This window comes from Rhodococcus sp. T7, from assembly GCF_009872365.1.
Taxonomy (GTDB): Bacteria; Actinomycetota; Actinomycetes; order Mycobacteriales; family Mycobacteriaceae; genus Rhodococcus_F.
In genome coordinates, this window is record NZ_WXYH01000122.1 from 1 (window position 1) to 18532 (window position 18532).

The window sequence follows — 18532 nt, forward strand, 5'->3', positions numbered from 1 at the left end:
GAACGCGAGTTGTTCGGCCTGTTTGGCGGCGGCCTCGGCGAGCTCTAGGCGGCCGTGCCCGGCCTGGACGACGAACAGCCCGGACAGTCCGTCGAGGTAACTCTTGCCGGTGGAGTCGAAGATGCGGGCGCCGTCGCCGCGGGTGATGATCGGCGGGGTGATGTTCTCCCCGTGCCGGGAGAAATGCCCCCACAGGTGGCGGCGGGCGGACGCTTCGAGGTCTGCTGTTGTGCGCGAGGAGGTGGTTTCCGTAGTCATCGGGTTCCCCAATCATATTGCTGTTTGACAAGTTTCAGGTACACCATCGTCTCGGTGCCGAGCACGCCGGGAATGGTGCGAATCTCTTTGTTGAGCACGGTCAGGAGGTGGTCGTCGTTCTCGCAAACGATCTCGGCCAGGATGTCGTAGGCGCCTGCCGTCAGCACGACGTAGTCGATGGCGTCGACGTCGGCGAGCCGGGCGGCGATCTCGGTGACGTCTCCCGAGCAGCGGATCCCGACCATGGCCTGGCGGGAGAATCCCACCTGCACGGGGTCGGTAACCGCGACGATCTGGGTGACGCCGGTGTCGATCAGCTTCTGCACGCGTTGGCGTACAGCCGCTTCCGACAATCCGACGACCTTTCCGATGGCCGCGTACGACCGTCGTCCATCCTCTTGAAGTTGCTCGATGATCTGCTTGGACACGGGATCGAGAGACGCGGGCTGCTCAGACATGGTCGAATCCTCCCTTGCTCACTGTGTCGAAGACAATCGGCTCGGAATCTCGGAAACTATCGCCTCTTCCCGGTGACTTCGGCGCTCATCACTCCGGCACCTTCACTTCCGTGTCGGCGGTGAGGGTGCGTCCGCGGAAGAAGTTCTTGGAACCGGTGGCGAAACACACCAACATGAGGGGGATTCCGACGACCAGCATGCCGACGCCGAGAACGAACACGCCACCGAACGGACCGAACGCGGTGAATCCGTAGTCGGGACGCAGCATGTCGACGGCGCTCTGCACGAAGGCCCACGTCATGCACAGGGCGCCGAGCAGCGGGAAGATGCCGCGCATGAACAGATTCCGGGTCGAATCGAACAGGGTCCGCCGGAAGTACCAGACGCAGGCGTAGGCGGTAATGCCGTAGTAGAAGGCCACCGCGAGCCCGAGCGAGGCCACCGAATCCTGCAACGCGTTGGAACTGGCGAACGACAGCACCAGGTAGAACAGCAGCGCCGCCGCACCCATGACGAGCGTTCCGAAGCCGGGTGTCATGTATCGGGGGTGCACGGACGCGAACCGTTTCGGCAGCGCCTCGTAGACCGCCATCGACAGCGTTCCGCGCGCCGTCGGCAGGATGGTGGTCTGGGTGGAGGACAGCGCGGAGATCGACACCGTCAGCAGCAGCAACGACGCAGCCACCGGCCCCGCGACCGGCCCGCCCAGGGTGGTCAGCACGTCGTCGACGTTCTCGGGGTTGTTCAGCCCGATCCCGGTGTCGCCGAACCCGGCGAACGACTGGACCGCGTATCCGACCAGCACGTACGTCGCCACGAGGATGACCGTCGTCAGCACCGCGGCGCGGCCCGGCGTCCGCTCCGAATCCTTCGTCTCCTCACCCACGGCGAGGCAGGCGTCCCACCCCCAGTAGATGAAGATGCAGAGGATGATCGCCTGCGCGGCACTCGACATCGAGATGCCGGTGGGGATGATCCAGTCGAGTTGCGGGGTGACGGCCTGCGGGCCGGCGGTGCCGCCGAACACCTTCGCCAACGCGAGGACGCTGACGCCGATGAGGACGGCGAACTGCACGGCGATCAGGACGTTCTGCAGCCGTTCGCTGATGAGGATGCCGCGGAAACTGACGTAGGTCATGGCCGCGATGAAGAAGCACCCCAGCAGCACCTTCGCGGCGAGCGACTCGGCCGCCGCGTGCAACCCGAGCACCTCGAACAGGTAGATCGCCGCGATCTCCGCGGTGTTGGCGAGGACGATGATCGCGGACACGGCGAGCCCCCACCCCGCCATCCAGCCCACCCACGGACCGAACGCCTTGGTGCCCCACGTGAACGAGGTCCCGCAGTCCGGGGTGTCCCGATTCAGCTCGCGGTAGGCGAATGCCGTGAGCAGCATCGGAATGAAGGCGACGAGGAACATCGACGGCGCCTTCTCGCCGACCGCGAGCACGACGTATCCCAGCGTCGCGGCGAGGCTGTAGGCCGGTGCGACGGAGGAGAGCCCGATCACCGTGTTGCCGATCAATCCCAGTGCGCCGCTGTTGAGCCCCTTCGCGGGGCCGAGCGGATCGGGGGTCTGGGTCTTCAAGGGTGGAGGTTCGGCAATGCTCATTCAAACTCCCTCGCGGTGTGGCTATGGGGCGTAATGCCCGGGCAGAAGTGGTTAAGGGGTGCAGCGGTTTTCGTGGCTAGGGGGTCGGCGCGGTGAGGAAAACCTTCCGCAGTGTGTCGCGCACGATCCACCGGGTCTTCTGACCGGCCCGCACGCGAACGACACTTCCGGGACCGAGGTCGAGATCCGGGGTGTCGTCCTCGAACTGCACGGTCGCGTCGCCGCTGAGCACCACGAACACCTCGTCGATCTCGACGTCGCACGAGACGCTGGGCTCGATCTCCCACACGCCGACGGTGACGCCGGCGAAGTCGCCGAGCACTCGTTCGCCGACCATCGGCGCTCCCTCGCCGACCACCTGGTCGCCGGGCAGGCGGTGGTACGTGAGATCGGCGGTCCGAGCCTCGGTGTGCGGTCCGGAACGCCACGACTCGTCGGTGCGGACGGCGGTCACGAATCGAATCCCAGGCCGACGGCGTCGAGGGCCTTGAGGAAGACATTTCGTCGGCCTTCGTTGTGGTCGGCGCGATCGAGCGACCAGCGGGTGGCGTTGATGCCCGCCGCCGCCAACGGCTCCGGCGGGAAGGGGAGGGGCATGTCCTTCACCAGGGCCAACTCGGTCAGGGCCGTCTTCTCGCCGGCGACCCTGTCGAGCATGACGTTCGCCGCGAACCGAGAGGCGCCGACGCCGAGACCGGTGAACCCGGCGGCGTAGGCGATGCGGCCCTTCGCCGCGGAACCGAAGAACGAGCAGAAGCGCGTCGACGTGTCGATGACGCCGCCCCACCGGTGGGTGAACTCGAGACCCTCGAGCTGGGGGAACGTCGTGAAGAAGTGTCGTGCGAGCCTCGCGTGGGACTCGGGACGGTCTTCGAGGTCGTGGTTCAAGCCGCGCCCGAAGTGGTAGATGGCGTCGTAGCCGCCCCAGAGGATCCTGTTGTCCCGGGTGAGCCGGTAGTAGTGGAACTGGTTGGACATGTCGGCGATGCCCTGTCGGGCAGACCATCCCACGTCCGCGAGCTGGGCGTCGGACAGCGGTTCGGTCATGAGGACGTAGTCGTAGACCGGAACCGTGTGCAGCCGGTACCGCTTCAGCAGCGACGGAAAGGCGTTGGTTGCCAGGATCACTCGGTCCGCCGACAGGGTTGCGCGCGCCGTCCGGACGCCGACCCGGGACGACGAGCGGGAGCGGACGAGGTCCAGAACCTTGGTGTGTTCGTGGATCTCGACGCCGTGCTCCGAGCAGACCCGGCCGAGTTCGGTGGCGAGCTTGGCCGGATGCACCAGCGCGGTGGACGTCTTGTCCCACACCCCGGCCAGATACGTCGGCGAGTTCACCTGCGCGCGCATCGCGGGCCCGTCCAGCACCGCGGTCGTGGCGGTCGGCGGGGTGCCGAGCGCCTCCTCGGCCTGATAGTCGGCGATGGCGACCGAGATGGCGCCGTTCCGTTCGAAATCGCAGTCCAGACCGAGCGTGTGGACGGTCTTCTCGATGGCATCGAGGTTCTCGAGCCCGAGCGACTCGAGGGTGTCGATCTCCTCCGGCCAGCGTCGGCGGCCGTTCTCGCTGCCGTGGGTCAGGCTGGCCTCGACGAACCCGCCGTTACGACCGGAGGCGGCCCACCCGATCGTCTCGCCCTCCACGAGGGCGACGGACAACTCGGGGTGGCGTTGCTTGGCGAGGAGCGCACTCCAGAGTCCGGTGTATCCGCCGCCGACGACCACCAGGTCGTATGCGGCGTCGGCCGTGGCGGACAGGTAGGTGGGGGTGTCGGCGACGTCCTCGATCCAGAACGGTGCCAACCGGGTGCGCCGGAGCGCATGGTCGACAACCGTGGCGTTCGGTTGTTGCTTCTCGAACACTGTCTGCTGCATGTAGCACCTTTGTCGATGGACTGACCGAAGGTGTCGTGTGAGGCACGTCACCGTGAACCATCCTGACGCGGCGGAGCCACTATTTCAATAGCCAGTGACGAAATTTGTTACCGATTTCGTTGTGCATCTCGGTTTTGGAAACCGAATCGGTTGTCTGGATCGGCTGGAGCCGAACCGCTCGCCGTCAGCGCGCGAGCTTGCCGAGGTGCAGCGACACCGAGCGGACCGGGCTGATCCTCGCCTCGTCGCCGGTCTTGACGGCGTGGATCGTGCCGAATTCGACGGTCTCGTCGGGGTAGCTGCCGGCGAACGCGTAGGCATAGTAGGTTCCCCCGACCGCATCACCCGGGACCGTGTACGTGATGGCCTCCTCGAGGACCTCGCCGGGTTGCAGGTCGACGTCGATCGGCCCGAAGAACGGATCGCTGGTCCGGTTGTCGGGCGACACGGCGCTCACCCACACCTGGCCCGCGTAGGGGCGATCGTCGGGTGCCTCGACGAGCATGGTGGCGTCGACGGTCCCGCCGTCCCCGGGCAGCGTCGTGTCGGAGTCGGCGCGCAGCGTGACTCGCACCGGCAGATCCGTGTCAGGGTTCGCCGGTCCGGTCGACGCGGGTGAACCGTCGCCGACCTCGGGCCAGCCGTTCGCCCAGACGATCCGGTCGATCATCCCTTCGCGACGCCGGGCCCCGCTGGGCAGATCCCGGTTGTCGCGCGGAATGGCGTGGTACACGATCCAATCCGCGCCTGCGTCGTCGGAGACCACCGTGTTGTGGCCCGGTCCGGCCCACGGTTCGCTGCCGGCGAGGATGAGGGCGCCGCCACCGTCGTTCAGGTCCTGCCCCTTCCGGTCGAGGTACGGCCCGGTGAGTGATTCGGATCGGCCGACGAGGACGCGGTAGGCGGTGTCGGCGCCGTTGCAGCAGTTGCCGGCCGAGAGGAACAGGTAGTAGTAGCCGTCGTGGAATTCGACGTAGGGGCCTTCGAAGCGTTCGTCGGCGACCCGGACGGGTTCACCGGCCGCCGCGGTCCCGTCGGCGCTGAGCGGGATGGCGTGGACGCCCTGGAAGTTGCCGACGAACATCGTCTTCGTCGTTCCGTCGTCCCACACGAACGGGTCGATGGTGCCGCCGACGCCGACGTCGTGGGCGCAGAAGACGGGCCGGCCGAGGTCGTTCCACGGTCCGGTGGGACTGTCGGCGGTGGCGAGACCGATGCAGGGATTCGCCTCGTCGTAGAGCGAGTAGTAGAGGCTGTAGTGGCCGTCGGTTTCGAGGACGTTCGGTGCCCACGCCAGCTTGCCGTCCGGATGCCACGCGGGCCGGTCGGGGAAGACGTCGCCGAGGTACATCCAGTCCATGAGGTCGGCGGACTTGAAGATCGACATGTTGTGCATGCCCTGGCCGTCGCCCCAGTCGTCGGCGGTTGTGTACATGTAGAACATGCCGTCGGAGGCGCGGAGGACGCTCGGGTCGGCGGCCACCGGTTGCACGATGGCTTCGGCCGTGGCAGACGGCGCCGGCGCAAGCATGAGGACGAGCAGCGTCAGCGCGGCCGTGATCCACCCGCGCCGCGGCGAGTGCCGGATATGGGACCTGTGCAATCCGGATCTGTGCAGCCCGGATTTGTGCAGCGCAGCATCGTCAGTGTTCACGTCGCTCCCAAACCTCGCCTGCCCGGAATGCGCAAATCTATAAGGGTGAGGTCGAGGTTAAGGGCGGATCCGGCTCACTGCGCCGGACTGCAACCGAACCGTGTTCTGCCGGCGGTGACCGGTGTCAGGCGGTGGGTTCGAGCAGAACGAGAGGGATCTCGCGGTCCGTGCGCTTCTGATACCCGGCATATCCCTTGTAGGCGGCGGTCACCTGCGGCCACAACCGGGCCCGCTCCTCGGGGTTTGCCACGCGGGCGCGCATGGACTGCGCGGGCTGCCCCTGGACCGACAGTTGGACCACTGGATTGGCCTGCAGGTTCAGGAACCACGCGGGGTGGCGGTCGTCGCCGCCGCGTGACGCCACCACGACGCGGGTGTCGCCCTCCGTCACCGGCACGGTGAGCATGACGGTGTGCACCTTCCCGGACTTGCGGCCGACCGTCGTCAACTCCACCGCCGGCATCTTGCCGAAACTCCGCCCCACCCGCCCGCCCGTGACGCGCAGGAGGACGCGGTGTGCGGCATTCATGAACTTGAGCGCGCGGTCGGAAGGCATGCAATTCAGCGTAACGGGGTCGGCGGCCGTGTAATCCCCGATTTGAACGCGTCGCCTTGTGCGGCGCTGTGATCGAGCCCGGCCTGTCGGGCACGATCACAGCTCACGGTTCGTTGCCGGAAGGACGGGAGCGCCACCAACGGCGTCATCGATTAATTTTCGCTCGCCGCTCACGATTACGGCGGCGATTCGCGCCTACCGTTGGTTGATCCAACCAATTCGATCCGACGAGAAGACGAACGAGGGGTCGTTGAGTACGACGTACTGTCCGGGAGGCGAGCCCTGCGGATTGTCGAAACAGACATCGCCGCTGGCAGATCCGCCCGGTGCTACCTCGCCCGAGTTCAGTTGGTTTTCAGTCCCGGTGAAAGAAGAATTGCGAATAGCGCCCGCAGGATCTTGAAGCTTCCAGTCGAAGGTGTTGAAGCTCGCTGCGCTGCTTCCGCCATTGTTGATTGTGATTGTGGTGCAAAGGAACGGCGTCGAGAACGCGGTTGTGTCGAACAGTGGCGTTGTCGTAGTGGTGACGTCGTCAAGGGTGACCGAGTCTCCTGCGTTCGCTGCGGTGTCTCCGCTCTGCTTGCCGGGAAAGGTCAATCCGCTGTCGGCCGGCTGGCTGTCCCCGTCGCCGCCCGAGGTGACGGTGGCGTCGTCCCCTCCGCTCAGGCCGGCGATGATCGCAATACAGCCGCCGAAAAACAGTACGACTACGCCGATCAGAATCCAGGGCCAAATTCGGCGCTTCTTCTGCGGCGGTTGTTGGTAATACCCGTGGGGTGGGTACCCAGGCGGGTATTGGCCGGACGAGTATTGGCCGGGAGGATACGATCCCGGCCGTCCAGGCTCGTGTTCAGGGTTGGGCGGCGGTGGTTGATCGGACATGTGGGTTCCTTGGTCGCGACGATGGTTGTGATTCAAATCACATATCGCGATTTCGGTTGCAGTGTTACCCAGCGCCGGTTCAGGTAAGCGGGCGCCGGGTTTGCCCTTCACCCGACCACCGAGCAATAGGCAAGTCCGAATGGCAACAGCTCCGGCCGCACGTGTCCGACGGGCTGCATGAGGACCGTATGGCTTCGCGACGACCGCGCAGGCAGGTGCAGCGACGTCCGCCAGTTCTGCTCAGGGCCGATGCCCGGCTAGCGCGCCCCTCGGTTCCTCGGATCGTCCGCGCTTGCCGACACCAGTTCGCTCGGGCCGATGCCGGCCTCGCCGGCGATTCCGGCGAGTTCCGCGCCGACCGACTCGTGCGGCTCGTCGGGTGTGGCCTTCTTCTGCGGGCCGGTGAGCAGCGAGGCGATTCCGCCGATCACGCAGGCGACAATCGCGAAGGCGAATGCCATGGCCAGGCCGTCGGCGAACGGTCCCGAGATCAGCTGCGGGAAGAAGTCCAGGCCGGTCAGGTGCGCCTGCTGCTGCTCGCTGAGTGCGGACAGGTTCGGGCCGAGCAGTTCCTGGATCGGGTTGACGCCGAGGAACGCGGCGAACAGGACGGCAACGGCGGGCAGGTTCGCGATCTGGGTGGCCTGCGCCGCGGGCACCCCGTTCGCCATCAGGCCGTCGCTCATCGCCGACGGAAGGTTGGAGCTGAGTCCGGCGATCATCAGGCTGAAGAAGAACCCGATCGACAGCACCATCGCCGCGTTCTGGAAGGTCGTCATCATGCCGGCGCCGACGCCACGTGCGTCGGAGGGAAGGCTGTTCATCACCTCTGCCCGGTTCGGCGCGGAGAACATGCCCATGCCCACGCCGTTGATCAACAGAATCGCGGCGAAGGCCCAGTACTCGAAATCGACCGGCAGGGCGATCAGCAATCCGAAGGTTCCCGCGGTGATGAACATGCCGACGCTGGTGAACCACTTGGTGCCGAACCTGTCGGAGATGACCCCGGACACCGGCGCCGACATCAGGAACCCGATGGTCATCGGCAGCATGTAGATGCCGGCCCACAGCGGAGTGCGGCTGTAGTCGTAGCCGTGCTGCGGCAGCCAGATGCCCTGGAGCCAGATAATCAGGATGAACTGCAGCCCGCCGCGGCCGAGCGACGCGACCAGATTGGCGATGTTGCCCCAGGTGAACGACTTGATCTGAAACAGGTGCAGGTTGAAGAGGGGATTGACGACCCTGGTCTCGACGACGCAGAAGGCGGCGAGCACGGCACCACCGCCGATGAGGCACCAGAGCACCAGCGGACTGGTCCAGCCCATCGACGAGGACCCGTACGGCTGGATGCCGTAGGTGATGCCGACCAGGACGGCGATCAGTCCGACGGCGAACGTAATGTTGCCCCACCAGTCGATGTCGGCGTGCCGGCGAACCCCGGTGTCGCGGAGTTTCAGGTACGCCCAGATCGTGCCGACCAGGCCGAACGGGACGGAGACGAGGAAGATCAGATTCCAGTGGATCGGCGCGAGAATGCCGCCGATGAGCAGTCCGAGGAACGATCCGGAGATCGCGGCGACGCCATTGATGCCGAGCGCGAGCCCACGCTGATCGGCGGGGAAGGCGTCGGTGAGGATCGCCGACGAGTTCGCCATCAGGAAGGCCCCACCCACACCCTGGACGACGCGCCACCCGATGAGCCACAGCGCGGCCTCGGAGCCGTCGAACCACGTCACGGCCAGGAAGATCGAGGCGATCGTGAAGACGGCGAAGCCCATGTTGTACATCCGGGCGCGGCCGAACATGTCGCCGAGGCGTCCGAAGCTGACCACGAGCACGGCCGTCACCACGAGGAAGCCCATCATCATCCACAGCAGGTAGCTCGTGTTGCCGGGTTCGAGCGGGTTGAGGTGGATGCCTTTGAAGATGTCGGGGAGCGCGATCAGCACGATCGACGAGTTGATCGTGGCCACCAGCATGCCGAGGGTGGTGTTCGACAACGCAATCCACTTGTAGTGCGGGCCGAGTTCGTCGAGCGTCGTGGCGCGTTCATCGTTGGGGACGGCAGGTTCCTGCGTCTGCGAGACCAAGGAATTTCACCTCTCGGGCTTTCATAGTTTTCAAAAGTAAGTAATCGGAAAGCAAAGTGTTCTGTTGTCGTGTGCGCTCGTTGTGGATGACATTCGGCCGACCCAGTCGGAGATGCCCGGTTTGTCCGTTTATTGATGTCGCTCAAATGGTTCCGCTGAGCGATGTGGATCAACTTTGGATGATACGACGTCTCGATCCACCCCGCAGCCCCAGGCGCTGTGACGTCGCCGTCGGCCGATCGGGGGACAGCGGAATCATCCGATTCTCGGCCCGATCGGGGGACAGTCGTGGGGCCCGATCCGCGACAGGATGATATGCATCCGGGGGCCGGCAACAGGATGAGGACGATGTCGACGATTGCGAGCACGACCCTGGCCGAATTGGCATCCGAGTGGTGCACCGAGGCGGAGATTCAGGTACACGCATCGCCCGCGTCGGGAGGACGGAACGCGACGCGGAGTGTGTTGTTCATCGGCAACCCGTCCACCGTCACCGAGGTGACGCACTGGGCCGCCGTGCGGCACTGGACGGTGGAGCAGGGGCTGAAACCCGTACGCGAATTCCGCGGCGACGTGGTGTGCGCGATCGTCACCGAGGCTGTAGCCGATGGAACTTGCGAGCCGAGGGATGCGGCGGCCGTGCAGCGGGTCCGCGACCGCGGTCTGGACTGCATCCCCGTCTACGACATCGAGCCGTGGGGGACCGCCCGGTTGTCCAGCGTGCGGCCGTCTACATCGGCTCCGTGAGCGCCCGCTGGGCGGCGGGCCAGAACTCGAAACCTGCAGTCATCAGTCCGCCGAGCCCGATGATGACCACGGCGGCGTCGACGCTCGTCCGCCCCTCTTTTGCCCAGTAGACGTCTTCTAGGTCGAGCAGCAACGCCAGTTCGTCGACGATGAGCGCGGTGCCGACGCCGTACGAAATCGGGACCGTCGGATGGCGGCGCTGTTTCTCCGAGCCTCGAACCGCCACCGTCCCGACGGCAGCCAGCGCGGCGATCCCTAGGTTGTAATGGTGGAAATGGCGGCCGTGGAGACTCATCCCGCCGCCTGCCGGCCCGTGCCCACGCCTGATCCAGTGGGTCAACGCCCGCACCCCGGCAAACGTCGCCGTGAACGCCGCCCACGACACGACCGCCGACTGCTCACTCGGATCGAGCTTCCTCCGCCACGCCGCACGCAGACGGCGCCAACGACTGTGGTGGGTTTCGGTCGTGGGGTCAGGTGTCGTCACGCTCTCAAGCGTGCCACCCGTCCGCGTGCTTCGTTGTCGTTCCGGGAGTTCTATGAGTACCGTGCAGTCCGAAAAGCGTTGACTCGAACAGATATTCGAACTAGGATTTGAGTATGGGGATCGGGGAGGATATCCAGGGGGCGCTGTCGGACGAGATTCTGGCAACCGCGGTGGGTGATGCGTGGCGGCTGGCCGAGACGGAGCTACTCGAATCGGTCGTTCGTATCTCGGACGAGATTCAGCGGCTCGAGGCGCTGCGCGTCAAGCTCGTCGGCGCCGTCGACCACCGCTGCACGGTCGACGTTCTGGGGTTTCCGAACGCCAAGATGTGGCTGGCCTCCAAGACACTGCTCGAGGTGGGAGCCGCCGGACGAATCGTGATGCTGGGCAGAGGTTTGCGTTTCCAGCCGGAAATCGCGGAACAGTACTTCGACACCAACATTTCAGCGGAGCACCCAGCGCTAATCATGAAGTTCTGCGAACGGCCGCCCAAGGGCATGCCGGATGAGGCGATGGATGACTGCCGAAATGCATTGCTGTTCGCAGCAACCGGTCCCACCGCCAACACCGACGCACTGCGCGCCGTCATCGCCAGACTGGAACGCATCTTCGAATCCGACGACCCGCCGCCCAGTGAAGACACCGAACTCAACGAATTCCACGCCTGCAAAACACTGAACGGGCGCATCGCCGTCAAAGGCGACCTCGACGCCGTCGCCGGCGAAATGCTGCTCTCCGCTCTCTCCGGACTATCCAAACCGCAGCCCGCACAAGACGGAACCAAGGACACCCGCACCCCCGGACAGCGAAGGGCCGACGGGTTCACCGAACTGCTGCGCCGCTACCTCGACTCCGGGATCGCCGGAGAAGAAGGCGGGGAACGACCACACGTCTCACTCCACGTCAACGCACGAGACCTGGCCGAACTCAACGCGAACGGTGAACGAGGGCAGCAGGCCGCGGCCGCAGCATCCGACGGCACACTCTTCGACGTGGACGGCGTGGCATGGACCGAGTGGATGGGGCCACTGAGTCTCCGGACAGCGCGGCTCCTCACTTGCGACTCGATCTACACACCGATCGTGCTCGACGACAACGGAGCGCCACTCGACCTCGGCATGTCCACCCGAACCGTCACCAGACGACAGCGAAAAGCACTGGTGGCAAGAGATCGAGGATGTGCATTCCCCGGATGCGGTGCGCCGCCATCGTGGTGCGAAGGCCACCACATCATCCACTGGTCCGCCGGAGGACCCTCCGACATGGGCAACCTGGTACTGCTCTGCGGATTCCACCACCGGCTGCTCCATCACAGCGACTGGGAAATCGAAATGGGCGCCGACAGGCACCCCACCTTCATCCCGCCGCAGCAAGTCGACTGGGAACGAAAGCAAATACCGGCGCACAACCGGACACGGCCCCTAATCGCCTGACCCCGGGCGCCTCACACATAGCCGACTCTGCAACAGGACGAATCCTGTTGCCGAGCCGGCATGTCGTCGTGCCCGGAGAACGGGCACAGCATCACCGCACCGTCGTCCCCATCGACTCCGCAAGCCCACCGCGATCAGCGACATCGAGCTTCATACACGCCCGGTAGATATGGCCCTCCACCGTCCGCACCGACACAACCAACCGATCCGCGATCTGCCGATTCGACAAACCGGCCGCAACCATCGACCCCACCTCCCGCTCACGACTCGTCAGCGGAAGCGGATGAGCGGCCTCCACCAAAGCAGGGGAGGACATGTGGTCACAACGCGCCGACAGCGCCTCCGCCGCGGCGGCACACTCGATCGAACGCCGCTTGTCACCGGCACCCGAAAAGGCAATCGCTGCGCGCGCATAGGCATCGGCCGCATCAGGCAAGGCGCCGATACCCTCGAACTCCGCTGCCGCCGACGCCACCCCGCGCCCGTCACCCGCCGCGACTGCCGCCGCATGAATGGCCGCAATGTCGACGAGTCGGCCGTCGCAGATGCCAGCCAACTCGGCGAGGCGCGCAGCGGTCGTGGTGTCACCGAACCGGGTAGCGAGGTGCAGCGCGACCGCCTCGATGCCGAACTGTCCGGTTGTGCACGCGGACTCTGCAGCCGACCGCGACAGACCAACGGCCCGTGACGTTTCACCGCGTGCCGCGGCAAGCCACGCCTGCGACATCATGAGTTGGGGCCAGAACACGGCAACGTGCCTGCCGTTGCGGGCCTGCGCCTCGGTGATGATCCCGTCCGCCTCGTGAATGCGACCGAGTTCCGCATACGCCTGGCCGAGCGCGACATACGCGGGGAAACTCCAGGAGATGGCGTCGGCGGTATCACCGACGTTGAGGGCGGCGATCGCCTGCTCGAGGCGACCTGCGGCGTCGGTGAACCGACCGCGGGCAAGTTCGACGGTTCCGACCAGGATGTTCGCCAGCCCCCACGCAACGTACCGGCCGCTGGACGCCAGCGAGAGATACTCGTCGGCACGTTGCTGAGCCGCATCGAAACTTCCGGTCAGCGTCAGCGCGAGGATTTCGCCGTGGCCGGCGGGGAACCGCAGCAACCCGTCGATTTGATCGGCCACCGCCGCGCTGCGCGCCGCCAGTTCGGGCACACACTCGCCACGGCCCATCAGTGCGAGGGACAGCCCGCCGCCGAAGAACGCCCACTCGACCGCCCACGGAAGCACCCGGTCCGCTGACAGGATCGCCGTCGCCGCGGCTGCCGCCTCCTCGGGCCGATTCTCGAACACCGCGCACACCGAGCCGATTCCCTCGATGATCGGCACGAGGCTGGGGTGCGTGACCTTCTCCCGCAGAACGGCGAGCACCTCGTCGGCCTTCTCCGACTTGCCGCTCGCCCAGAACAGGTTCGCGATCCGCGACGTACCCCACCGCACCAGCTGCACCTGGTCCAGGCTGTCGGGCGAGAAGGAGAGCAGCAGCGCTTCGGCCTCGGTGGCATGGCCCTGCCACAGCAGCGCCCGGGCCAGGAGGTCAGCTGCCTCGAATCCGCCGGTCTCGTCGAGGGCGGCGCGCGCGAGACGCTCCCCCAACGGGACATTCGCCAAACCGATTGCATCCTCGGCGGCAGTGACCAGCAGGCCCGGGTCGACGGTCCGGTCGCTGTCCAGGGCCAACTCGGCCAGGCGAATTCGATTCGAGGGTCCGACCACCGCGCGGCTGCTCAGGGCCTCCACGAGCCGTCCCCGGAGCCTCCGGCCCGCCGCGCGCCCCACCCGTCGCCGGATCACCTCACCGAACAGTGGATGCGTGTAGCGGACGTCGAGCCGGTGCCCGTCCTCGACGATTCTGACGAGGCCGCGTCGCTCGGCTTCCTCCACCGCGTCCTCGCCTGCCAGCTGACCGAGGGTGTCCAGATCGAGGGGTTCGCAGAAGGTGAGCAGCTGCAACGCCTGCAACACGTCCGCGGGAATCTGATCGATCCTGTGCTCCAACAGCGATGCGAGCTCGGACGAGATGGCGGCACGGCCCCGCAACTGCCAGACGCCGCCCGAACGACGCAGCGTCCCCGCTTCGAGGGCGCCCTCGACCAGATGCCGGACGAACAACGCGTTCCCGCCGGACGCCTCCCAGATCATGTCGGCACTCAGGCCCTCCAACGGACCGTCCAGCACGGACTCGATCAACTCGATGCTCTGCTCCCGGCTGAACGGCGCCAGCTCGAGCCGCAGGAGGTGACCGTCTTTCCACAACGACGTGATCGCGTCGGGCACCGTCTCACCGTTGCGGACGGTGGCGACGATGCGCACCGCCCTGTCGAGTGCGAGTTGATGGAGGAACGTCGCCGAGAGCTGATCGAGCAGGTGTGCGTCGTCCACGCCGACCACCAGGTCACTACTTCTGCCGTCGTCGAGGAGTGCCTGCCGCGCAGCGGACAGAAACGCGACCGGATCTCGAGACGTGGACGCCCCGACCAGATGGGCGAACACACCGAGCGGGATGCTGCGCGCCGATTCGGTGCCCGCCACCCACTTCACTGCACCGGGCAGCGCCTCGGTGGCGAACCGGGCGAGGGTGGTCTTGCCGACGCCGGGATCGCCCGTGAGGACGACACCGCATCCTCCGGACCGAGCCGTGAGCGACGCGGTGATCGCGTCGAACTCGACTTGTCGCTGAACGAGAGGCCACACCGGACCCATAGGTCTGATTCTAGATTCTCGCGCCCCCGGAAACAGTACCGAGACGAGGATCGGGCGCGAGTTAGGCAGCGAAACAGCGCAATACAGCCTCGGAGTCGCTTTTCGCCGCAATACTCCAGAAGCATCGACGGGTTGAGTAGTCCGACACGGGCACGTGTTCGGTTTCGATCTCGACTGGAGGTGTGTCTCGCGCGTTCGAGTAGGGCGCTACGCGCGAGACTAACCGACGTCTCGGCCACGCTGAATGCGTATGGCGGAAAGTTATTGCGTCGAACTACAGGAGAACGTCATGACCGCGCGGCCGGAACCCTTCTTCAGTTGGACGGCGAGACGGGTCGAACTCCGCGAAGCCGAATCCACCAACCTGGTGCTGGACGAACCCGTGCCGATCGGAACCGGTACGGCGCGACTGATCGCAGCCCGCGTCGACGACGTCGACTACCTTGCGTTGGTCATCGGCGATGTCGCCGACGGACGGGACATCGCAGTCCGCGTCGTCGACGAGGAGGCCCTACTCATCCAGGGCAGCCGATCCGAGTCCACTCCGGAGATCCTGATCGGATTGCGAACCGCAGCGAGCATGTGTGATTGCTTCGGCAAGCGGCACATCGGCAGCCAGTTGTGTCTCGAAGGGCCCGTCCGATCGATGATCGCTTCGGTCGGGGTGAAGTCCGTCGTCGTCGACTGGTGCCACGTGACCTCGGCGGTCGCATGAACCGAACTACTCTGCCCGTCGCCCCGGTCCGGACGATATCCGGGTAGCTCACCACTCGTGGATTCCTGGACCGCGTGGTGGACCGTTGAGGTAGCGCCCGGTACTGCAGGTGCCGAGCTCAGCGAGCGAAAACTGAAGGCAAATAAACACATTGCCGCGACAACGGGTGTGCCGCGGTCCAAGACGAAGGATGAACAGTGATATTTCGACAAGATTCCGACAGGGGCGGGGACGGCGAAGGTCCAAGTGCCGATTCGCGGGCCGAAACGACAGGCCGTCAGGTAGTGGTGTTTACGGACGACGGAAGGCGAACGGATCCCACGGCACTCCTACGGTCCTTGACTGGGGTCTCGACGGTGACGAGAAGTGGTGAGTTCGATTCTTCGGCAATGGATCTCGAACAGGCTGAAGTGGCTGACGCAGTTGTGTTCGACGAACTCGGAATTGCCGTGATCGCTGCAGATCCCGACCAATTGGAGGCTCTCCGCGCCGCCGCTGCCGCACCGGACGTCGCGGTCCTCTCCGTTGAACCCGAGTTGGTGCACCATGCACTGGACAGCGAAGACACCGTCGCAGGGGTCGCATGGCCTACGAACGGCGCCGCCGCGGTGGAGGACGCCGAACACTTCCTGGATACGCCGGAGTTCACGTGGGGCCTGCACGCGACCCGCACCACGACCTCGACGTGCAGTGGGCGCGGTGTCAGGATCGCCGTCCTCGACACCGGTCTCGACCTCACCCACCCGGATTTCCACGGTCGCACCATCACGGCCCAATCATTCATTCCGGGCGCAGCACCCCAAGACGGGCACGGACACGGCACGCATTGCATCGGTACGGCCTGCGGTCCGGCGGCAGCGGCCGGCACCCGCCGATACGGAGTGGCTCACAAGGCCGACATCTTCGTCGGGAAGGTTCTCTCCGACCAGGGCCGTGGCGTGGACAGTGGGATTCTCGCAGGAATCGAGTGGGCCATCGCCAACGGTTGTCAGATCGTCTCGATGTCGCTCGGTGCCGACGTCGAGACGGTGTCCGTCGCGTACGAGACCGTGGGGCAGCGTGCGCTGGCGGCGGGCGTGCTGATCGTCGCCGCGGCCGGCAACAACGCGAACAGAGCGGCCGGGCGCCCCGGACTGGTGGGAGTACCCGCCAACAGTCCGTCGATCATGGCCGTCGCCGCCGTCGACCCCGATCTCGGGCTGGCCAATTTCTCGGCCGCCAGCAACCCGGTCATCGGTGGTGAGGTCGACGTGGCAGGACCGGGTGTCGGGGTGTTCTCGTCGGTGCCGATGCCCGTGCGGTACGGATCGAAGAGCGGAACGAGCATGGCAACCCCGCACGTCGCAGGTATCGCGGCACTGTGGTGCGCAGAGACCGGGCGCACCGGCCGCGACCTGTGGTCCCTGCTGACCCAGCATTCCCGGCGGCTCGCGTTGCCATCACTCGATGTCGGTGCCGGGCTGATCCAGGCATCCGGGGGTTGAGGACTCGACGTATCGTGCCGGGCATGGTGGGAATCAGTGTCACGGTGGACGCCGACCACGTCGAGGACATCGACGTGGTCGGCGTCGCGTTGGCGGAGGAGGGCATGCGGGTCGACGCGGTGCACCGCACGATAGGGATCATTTCCGGATCCGTCCCAGCGAGCCGGCTCGCAGCGCTCGGGGCAGTCCCGGGCGTCCTGGCAATCGAACTGGAGCAGCACGTCGACATCGGTCGTAACGCCCCTGAACCGGTGTAGGCGACGCCCTCCGACTTCGGGAGGCTGGGGCTATTTCGTTTCGCCGTTTCCAGTGCACGTTGCCGAAATTGAGGTCATGCAGCAGCCCCGAGACGAACTGGGCGAACAGGCCAAAACACGGATTTCAAACGCCGCCGGTCCATGAGCACTCTCCCAGTAGGTACGCGGGCCGCTTGGTTGCGCTGACCGTCGGTCATTGCCATCAGGGAGCGGGTAACGCCGTATACAAGGTCGGTGACGCTGCCAGTGGACCGATCGGGTGGGAGACCGACGTTGTTCTCGCGCAACACGGACGGCACGTTCACGACACTCGATTACCGGTGACCCGGCTGAACCCCGATGTTGTTGTGCCGAGCAAGTACAGCGCCACCACTGATGTCGTCGTCTCGACTATCGGCGACGCCTCGCTGCTGAACCTTGGGCGCAACCACGGTGCGACCACCGGCAAGAATTGCGGGATCATCGGCAAGGAAGACGGTATCCACCTCCAGAATTGGGCGGTGTGGCAAGGCGATTCAGGCGGTCCGATCGTGGGGGAGAAGCTCGTCGGCCTCAACAACGGCATGGACTTCGGAACCCAGCCGACGACGTTCTACGGAAGATCACGCCGATACTGGCGGATATCAACGCAAAGGGTAGCTACGGCGCCTGGGTTCACTCTGGTGCAGTAACAACAGGCTTCCACTACCCACCCTCCGCCGTACGGCCTGCGGCCCTGCGTGCGTGCGTTCGCGTGACGAACTCCTGCTCACGCGCGGTAAGTGGGCGGCGGCGCGCGATAGCCCCCGCCTTCTGAACGAACCTGTCAGTCGTACGTGTGCTCGCGGCAGGGTCAGCTATCGGTGGTGAGCAGGTCGGCCAGGTTGTCCAGACTCGCCCGCATCGTGCGTGAGTACGCCTTTGCGACGATCGGGTCCGCCAGTTTGCCGAAGACCCCTCCGAGACCGCTCTCGCTGTCGACCCGGTACGTGAACAAGGTGCCGCCATCGACTTCCTCTAGCCTCGTCGTTGCTGTGAACCCGAACTTGCCCTCCACCGACTTGGACGTGGCCACTTTCTCTGGCTGGTACTCGACGAATTCGGTCCCCCAATCCAGCTTCTTACCCAAGATTCGGTTCACCCCGCGCCATCGGGTGCCCACCCCGAGCTCCCCGTCGCTGAGCTGCTCGCATTCGACGATCGACGCTTCCCACGACGGCCAGTTCGCCGCATCGGTGAGAAAAGCCCATACCTCCGACGCAGGGCGGGCAATGACTACGGACTGTTCGACAACTGGCATGGTGATCATTCCTTTTCGGTGGTGGCTGGATCGGT

18 protein-coding genes are annotated in these 18532 nt (G+C 65.6%); 6 read left to right on the plus strand and 12 right to left on the minus strand.

What is annotated here, in order from left to right; genetic code table 11:
* From MLGJGCBP_RS14930 to MLGJGCBP_RS14970, 9 genes are all read right to left on the minus strand, one after another.
* A partial coding sequence (locus MLGJGCBP_RS14930) for an aminotransferase class III-fold pyridoxal phosphate-dependent enzyme (protein ID WP_160096524.1) occupies positions 1-258 on the minus strand: 258 nt, incomplete at its 3' end.
* Complete coding sequence (locus tag MLGJGCBP_RS14935) at positions 255-716, minus strand: Lrp/AsnC family transcriptional regulator (protein ID WP_124391986.1); 462 nt, start codon at positions 714-716, stop codon at positions 255-257. The genes MLGJGCBP_RS14930 and MLGJGCBP_RS14935, both read right to left, overlap by 4 nt.
* 88 nt (positions 717-804) lie before the next feature.
* Complete coding sequence (locus MLGJGCBP_RS14940) at positions 805-2328, minus strand: APC family permease (RefSeq protein ID WP_160096526.1); 1524 nt, start codon at positions 2326-2328, stop codon at positions 805-807.
* A 76-nt stretch (positions 2329-2404) separates the two neighbouring features.
* Positions 2405-2782, minus strand: coding sequence for a cupin domain-containing protein (locus MLGJGCBP_RS14945; RefSeq protein ID WP_160096528.1), 378 nt, complete (start codon positions 2780-2782; stop codon positions 2405-2407).
* Positions 2779-4203, minus strand: coding sequence for an NAD(P)/FAD-dependent oxidoreductase (locus MLGJGCBP_RS14950; protein WP_160096530.1), 1425 nt, complete (start codon positions 4201-4203; stop codon positions 2779-2781). The genes MLGJGCBP_RS14945 and MLGJGCBP_RS14950 overlap by 4 nt, the downstream gene beginning before the upstream one ends.
* 184 nt (positions 4204-4387) lie before the next feature.
* Complete coding sequence (locus MLGJGCBP_RS14955) at positions 4388-5857, minus strand: family 43 glycosylhydrolase (RefSeq protein ID WP_268960746.1); 1470 nt, start codon at positions 5855-5857, stop codon at positions 4388-4390.
* A gap of 124 nt (positions 5858-5981) precedes the next feature.
* Positions 5982-6413: a nitroreductase/quinone reductase family protein gene (locus MLGJGCBP_RS14960; protein ID WP_160096532.1), complete on the minus strand. Its 432-nt coding sequence runs from the start codon at positions 6411-6413 to the stop codon at positions 5982-5984.
* Positions 6414-6608: 195 nt separating this feature from the next.
* Positions 6609-7406: a DUF4352 domain-containing protein gene (locus MLGJGCBP_RS14965; protein ID WP_236581101.1), complete on the minus strand. Its 798-nt coding sequence runs from the start codon at positions 7404-7406 to the stop codon at positions 6609-6611.
* Positions 7407-7552: 146 nt separating this feature from the next.
* Complete coding sequence (locus tag MLGJGCBP_RS14970) at positions 7553-9385, minus strand: MFS transporter (RefSeq protein ID WP_160096534.1); 1833 nt, start codon at positions 9383-9385, stop codon at positions 7553-7555.
* 348 nt (positions 9386-9733) lie between these two features.
* Here MLGJGCBP_RS14970 and MLGJGCBP_RS14975 point away from each other — a divergent pair, with 348 nt between their 5' ends.
* On the plus strand, positions 9734-10132 hold the full coding sequence (locus tag MLGJGCBP_RS14975) for a hypothetical protein (RefSeq protein WP_160096535.1): 399 nt from the start codon (positions 9734-9736) through the stop codon (positions 10130-10132).
* Here MLGJGCBP_RS14975 and MLGJGCBP_RS14980 read toward each other — a convergent pair.
* Entirely contained in the window at positions 10116-10619 is a 504-nt protein-coding gene (locus MLGJGCBP_RS14980) for a hypothetical protein (RefSeq protein ID WP_160096537.1), read from the minus strand. The two genes, MLGJGCBP_RS14975 and MLGJGCBP_RS14980, sit on opposite strands and share 17 nt — an antisense overlap.
* Positions 10620-10732: 113 nt before the next feature.
* Between MLGJGCBP_RS14980 and MLGJGCBP_RS14985 the strand changes: the two genes are divergently transcribed.
* The gene (locus MLGJGCBP_RS14985) at positions 10733-12052 is read left to right on the plus strand and encodes an HNH endonuclease signature motif containing protein (RefSeq protein WP_160096539.1); all 1320 of its coding nucleotides are present in this window, start codon (positions 10733-10735) and stop codon (positions 12050-12052) included.
* 91 nt (positions 12053-12143) lie between these two features.
* On the opposite strand, the gene MLGJGCBP_RS14990 is transcribed toward MLGJGCBP_RS14985, so the two are convergent.
* Positions 12144-14762, minus strand: coding sequence for a helix-turn-helix transcriptional regulator (locus MLGJGCBP_RS14990; protein ID WP_160096541.1), 2619 nt, complete (start codon positions 14760-14762; stop codon positions 12144-12146).
* A 289-nt stretch (positions 14763-15051) separates the two neighbouring features.
* Here MLGJGCBP_RS14990 and MLGJGCBP_RS14995 point away from each other — a divergent pair, with 289 nt between their 5' ends.
* The 4 genes from MLGJGCBP_RS14995 (at position 15052) to MLGJGCBP_RS15010 (ending at position 17889) form a co-directional block, all read left to right on the plus strand.
* Positions 15052-15477 (plus strand): hypothetical protein, encoded by a 426-nt coding sequence (locus MLGJGCBP_RS14995; RefSeq protein WP_160096543.1) that lies wholly within the window; start codon positions 15052-15054, stop codon positions 15475-15477.
* 197 nt (positions 15478-15674) lie between these two features.
* The gene (locus MLGJGCBP_RS15000; protein ID WP_160096545.1) at positions 15675-16961 is read left to right on the plus strand and encodes a S8 family serine peptidase; all 1287 of its coding nucleotides are present in this window, start codon (positions 15675-15677) and stop codon (positions 16959-16961) included.
* A 14-nt stretch (positions 16962-16975) separates the two neighbouring features.
* Positions 16976-17218, plus strand: coding sequence for a hypothetical protein (locus tag MLGJGCBP_RS15005; RefSeq protein ID WP_160096546.1), 243 nt, complete (start codon positions 16976-16978; stop codon positions 17216-17218).
* Between the two features lie 320 nt (positions 17219-17538).
* Positions 17539-17889, plus strand: a complete 351-nt coding sequence (locus tag MLGJGCBP_RS15010) for a hypothetical protein (protein ID WP_236581102.1) — start codon at positions 17539-17541, stop codon at positions 17887-17889.
* 161 nt (positions 17890-18050) lie between these two features.
* On the opposite strand, the gene MLGJGCBP_RS15015 is transcribed toward MLGJGCBP_RS15010, so the two are convergent.
* Entirely contained in the window at positions 18051-18506 is a 456-nt protein-coding gene (locus tag MLGJGCBP_RS15015; protein WP_160096548.1) for an SRPBCC family protein, read from the minus strand.
* Between the last annotated feature and the right edge of the window lie 26 nt (positions 18507-18532).